The following is a 4,448-nucleotide window of genomic DNA, read 5'->3' as shown; positions in this document are numbered from 1 at the left end:
GTCATCGTGATGACTCCATTCGAGGATTCTGTGGAAGGTTGACTCGACGGATCACACGGTGGCCGCGACCACGTCTGAGACGACACGCCCGACCACCGGGCGCTACACCACTATGCGGGACTCAACTACGCCGAGGCCGACGTTCGTGGTGTCGCAGCAGGCCTCCGGCGATTCGGAACTGGCTCGACGCCGCCTATGGGCGGCGCCAAGGGCGAGTACTACGAGGAGGGAGATGACCGCGAGCGCCGCGATCGGCGCCGTGTGAGCCTGAACCCAGCCGGACAGGGTCGTTGAGAGCCTGGCGACACCGCCGGCACGGCCGGTCGCGACGAGGTTGTTGTCGGCGGTGGCGGCGGGCCACCAGTACCACGCGAGGTAGACGCCGGTGAGCAGCAAGACGGCGCCGGTGATCCGGGGGCCATAACTCCCGAGGCGTGCGACGTGGCGGGTTAGGCCGGTACCCGCGGCGGTGGTCGCGAGTGCGAGCAGCAGCAGGATGCTGGCTGAGCCGGCGGCGTAGACACCGAAGACCAGCAGCAGCCCCGCGTAGCTGGCGGTGGCCTGTGCCTGGGCGATGACAGCAAGGATCACTCCGAAGGTGCACGACAGGGAGGCGAGGGCGTAGCCGATCCCGAAGACCAGCATCCGGGCGGTTGGCGGGAGGCCTTCGGTTGCTCGGCCGGTGATCCGGGGCAACCGCACGGAGATCGAACGGCCGGCCAGCATCCACAGGCCGAGGAGCACCAGTAGGACGCCTACGGCGAGACCGAGTTTGGGCGCTGCCTGGATCAGGCCCCGAGCCCCGGCGCTCACCAGCAGGCCCGCAGCTGCGAGGGTGCCGGCGAACCCGATCGCCAGTGCGATTCCGGACCGCAGGGCCCTCAGCAGCCGCACCGGGACGGGCGAGGCGTCAGCGTCGCCGAGGGTCTGGCTGATCCAGGCCGGCAGCAGCGCGAACCCGCATGGGTTGACCGGCGCCACCATGCCGGCGGCGAAGGCGAGGCTGAGCAATCCGCCCATGGATCAGGCTCCGGCCTTGACGAGTTCGGCGGTGATCGTCTTCGCGTCGGGCTCGGTGGCACGGAAGGTCACCTTGCCGTCGCCGTCGATGACGATGAGGGTGGACAGGGCGGCAACGTCGAATCGCTGGGACAAGGCGGCACCCTCGTCTATGGCGGCCGGGACGTGTTCGGCGTCGACGTACTCCATGAATCCCTCGATGGTCTCCTTGGACTCGCCGGGGTCCATGTCGACGGCGAGGAAGCTCGCCCCAGCACCCGACTTCTCGGCAGCGGTGGCGGCCTCGCCGAGGGAGCGGACGCCTTCAACGCATTCGCCGCAGCCGACGGAGAAGAAGAACACCGCGGTCGGCTTCCCGCTGGCGGGCAGGCTGACCATCTGGCCGTCGATGCTAGTAACCGCCGCTGGCGTGCCCGCATCTGCGGCTGGTGTGGCGTCGGTGTTTCCGCAGGCGGTCAGAGCCAGGGAGCCTGCAAGCAGGAGGCCGGCGACCGAGAGGGTCGCGCGGCGGGTGCGGGTAAGCGTCATCGGTTCTGGTCGTCCTTCGTGTCGCTGGGGTGGGTGGAGTTCACAGGCGGGCAACAGCCATGCCTGGCGTTGTTGCCGCCGCTGCGGCGCCGCGTGGTCGCGAGGACCGCGAGCACCAGGACGGCGATGCCGGTGCCGATCACCCAGGGGTTGCCGAGGAACCCGCCGACACTGGCCAGCAGACCACCGGCGAGGAGCAAGGGAAGTAGGGCGCAGCAGGCGACCATGAGCAGCGCGGCCCCGGCTCCGAGGAGCAGGCCGCTGCCTCCCGGTTGGTCGTCGTGGTGGACTTCATCGGAGTGGAGTTCCCTTCGGTGTTCTTGGTCAGCAGCGGCAGTGGCCGTCGTCGGCCACTGCCGCGTTGGCCTGGAACTGGTTGAGGAAGCCGGTCGTGAGGTCGGTGCCGATCCGATAGGCAACGGCCACGGGCACGACCTCGGCGCGGGGGTGCTCGGCCAGCCAGCCCGCGGCGTCCTCATCGGAGGTGAAGTAGTGGACCTGGTTGCAGAAGGAGGACCGGATCGAGGTGATCTGGTCGGGGTTGACCAGCGACACCACCGCGGTGGCGGGTTCGACGCTGGTGACGCCGGCGACGGGGTCGATGGTGACCCGGATCGGCTCGCCGCTGGTCGGGGAGACCGACTCCACGCTCGCCGCGCGCTCGAGCAGGGTCGGAAAGATCAGGGTGTCCAGGGCGCACCAGGTGTAGAGCTCCTCACCGGCCACGGTGAACCGGTGAGGGGTGGGGCGCAGGGTGAGGCCCTGGCCGATGATGCGGCCCTGGTCGTCGTACTCGGTGTCCGGCACCGCGGCCAGACCCGTGCGTACGTCGTCGACCGGACGGCCGGCGGCCGCGGCGAACTGCTCGACGGTGACCGGGCCGCCCTCGACGATCAGCCGCAGCAGCGGGATCGATAGGACGGCGTCAAGGCCGGTCTCTTCGGTGTTGTTGAGTCGTTCGGGCAGTTGCGTCGTGAGCTCCGACATGGCGGTACCTTCTTCATGAGTCGGGTGGAGGCTGTCGGCTGCGGGTCACGCGCAGCAGGACAGCTTGGAGATGTCGGTGGTGAAGGCCTTGGCGGCGATCCGGATGCCTTCGGTCATGGTCAGGTAGGGCGCCCATGCGTCGGCGACCTCGGTGACGGTCTTGCCGAGGATGTGGACACCGGCGGCGGCGAGCTCGCCGGCGTCTTTGGCGACGGCGGTGAGGCCGAGGATCTCGCCGGTCTCAGCGTTGGCGACGATCTTGATGAAGCCGCGGGTGTCGCGGTTGACCAGCGCCCGGGGCACGTAGTCCAGCGGCAGGACGCGGCAGTCGCAGCGGATCCCGGCAGCGAGCACCTGGGCCTCGGTCATCCCGACCGCGCCGATCGCCGGACTGGTGAAGGTCACCCGCGGCAGCCGGCTGTGGTCCACCGACCGCTCAGCGCCAGCGAACGTGTTCTCGGCGACCATGTTGCCGTGGTGGGCGGCGACGTAGACGAACTCGGGGTGCCCGGTCACGTCGCCGGCTGCCCAGATCCGGGGGTTGGAGGACTGCAGTTGGTCGGTGACCACGATCTCGCCCGTGTCGCCGGTCTTCACCTCCACCGCATCGAGGTTCAGCCCATCGGTGACCGGTCGGCGGCCGAGGGCGACGAGGACCTGTTCGGCGTGGAATTCCTGCTCGCCGCCGGAGATGTCAGCGGTGACAACAACCTGGCCCCTGACGTCGTCACGGGCAACGTGGGTCGGGACCGCACGGCGGACCACGCGGATGCCCTCGTCGGCGAAGACCTCCTGCAGCGCCTTGGATACCTCCGGCTCCTCCTTCGACGCCAGCCGGGAACGAACCAGCAGGGTGACGTTCGACCCGAGCCGGGCGAACAGTTGGGCCTGCTCCAAGGCGACGTAGCCGCCGCCGAGCACCAGCAGCGAGTCGGGAACCTTGGTCAACTCCATCGCCGTGGTCGAGGTCAGGTAGCCGGCCTCCTCAAGACCGTCGATCGGTGGGGCCCATGCGCTGGCGCCGGTGGCGACCAGGTAGTGATCAGCGTCGATCGTCTCGACCGCACCGTCAGTCGCGGTGACCTCAAGAACGGGCGCTTCTGGCGTGCCGGCGAACGCAGCGTCGCCGTGGCGGATCTGCCAGCCGTAGGCGTCGGCGACGTCGACGTACTTCTCACCCCGAAGTTCCTCGACGAGGTCCTGCTTGCTGCTGATCAGCGCGGGCATGTCCACGTCGTCCGCTGTGGTGGCGATCCCCGGGAAACGGTTGCCCGCCTCGGCAGCGGTCTGGCGGGCCTCAGCGGCGGCGATGAGCGCCTTCGACGGCACGCAGCCGGTGTTCACGCACGTGCCGCCGAAAGTGCCGCGCTCGATCATCACCACCGACTTGCCGAGCGTGGTCGCGCGGATGGCGGCGGCGAACGCGGCGCCACCCGATCCGATGATCGCAAGGTCGTACCTGGACTGCATCCCGATTCCTCCCCTGAGTCTTGAGAATTGCTCTTGATGCAGCCACAATGGACCTTCCAGTACGGGGGAAGGTCAAGTGCGACCTGTGACACATCGGAGACCCAGATGAGGATCGGCGAACTCGCCGAGGCGGCCGGCACCACCGCCAAGACCCTGCGGTTCTACGAGGAGCAGGGCCTGCTTCCCGCGGCCGAGCGCACCGCGTCGGGATACCGCGACTACGATCCGGAAGCAGCGACTCGGATCGACTTCATCCACCGCGGCCAGGCTGCCGGACTTACCCTCGCGCAGATCAAACAGATCCTCGACATCCGCGATGGAGGCGAGATTCCCTGCGGCCACGTCCGGGACCTCCTAGACGTTCGTCTGAAGGACATTGAGCGCCAGATCTCGGATCTCGTCTCCCTCCGCGACAACGTTGCCGCCCTCCGCGACGCAGCCGC

General features: G+C 68.8%; 6 protein-coding genes. 1 reads left to right on the top strand and 5 read right to left on the bottom strand.

What is annotated here, in order from left to right:
* Positions 1 to 102: 102 nt before the first annotated feature.
* The 5 genes from J1M37_RS11300 to merA all read right to left on the bottom strand — a co-directional run bounded on the left by J1M37_RS11300 (position 103) and on the right by merA (position 4,005).
* A complete protein-coding gene (locus J1M37_RS11300) occupies positions 103 to 1,020 on the bottom strand; it encodes a cytochrome c biogenesis CcdA family protein (RefSeq protein ID WP_206452677.1) in 918 nt (305 codons plus the stop codon).
* A 3-nt stretch (positions 1,021 to 1,023) separates the two neighbouring features.
* A complete protein-coding gene (locus J1M37_RS11295) occupies positions 1,024 to 1,548 on the bottom strand; it encodes a TlpA family protein disulfide reductase (RefSeq protein ID WP_005882713.1) in 525 nt (174 codons plus the stop codon).
* On the bottom strand, positions 1,545 to 1,748 hold the full coding sequence (locus J1M37_RS11290; protein WP_365126645.1) for a hypothetical protein: 204 nt from the start codon (positions 1,746 to 1,748) through the stop codon (positions 1,545 to 1,547). Before J1M37_RS11290 ends, J1M37_RS11295 begins: the two co-directional genes overlap by 4 nt.
* A 124-nt stretch (positions 1,749 to 1,872) precedes the next feature.
* Complete coding sequence (gene merB, locus J1M37_RS11285; protein WP_145950734.1) at positions 1,873 to 2,535, bottom strand: organomercurial lyase MerB; 663 nt, start codon at positions 2,533 to 2,535, stop codon at positions 1,873 to 1,875.
* A gap of 45 nt (positions 2,536 to 2,580) precedes the next feature.
* Positions 2,581 to 4,005, bottom strand: coding sequence for a mercury(II) reductase (merA, locus tag J1M37_RS11280; protein ID WP_145950733.1), 1,425 nt, complete (start codon positions 4,003 to 4,005; stop codon positions 2,581 to 2,583).
* A gap of 105 nt (positions 4,006 to 4,110) precedes the next feature.
* Here merA and J1M37_RS11275 point away from each other — a divergent pair.
* The coding region (locus J1M37_RS11275; RefSeq protein ID WP_206452676.1) for a heavy metal-responsive transcriptional regulator at positions 4,111 to 4,448 on the top strand (338 nt) is incomplete at its 3' end.

This window comes from Micrococcus sp. KRD012 (assembly GCF_017168555.1).
Taxonomy (GTDB): domain Bacteria; phylum Actinomycetota; class Actinomycetes; order Actinomycetales; family Micrococcaceae; genus Micrococcus; species Micrococcus luteus.
This window is presented reverse-complemented; position numbering and strand designations above follow the sequence as displayed.

Excerpts from the sequence above, each read along its gene's own strand:
- J1M37_RS11295 (WP_005882713.1), bottom strand. The coding sequence starts at position 1,548 with ATGACGCTTACCCGCACCCGCCGCGCGACCCTCTCGGTCGCCGGCCTC.
- merA (WP_145950733.1), bottom strand. The coding sequence starts at position 4,005 with ATGCAGTCCAGGTACGACCTTGCGATCATCGGATCGGGTGGCGCCGCG.
- J1M37_RS11300 (WP_206452677.1), bottom strand. The coding sequence starts at position 1,020 with ATGGGCGGATTGCTCAGCCTCGCCTTCGCCGCCGGCATGGTGGCGCCG.
- merB (WP_145950734.1), bottom strand. The coding sequence starts at position 2,535 with ATGTCGGAGCTCACGACGCAACTGCCCGAACGACTCAACAACACCGAA.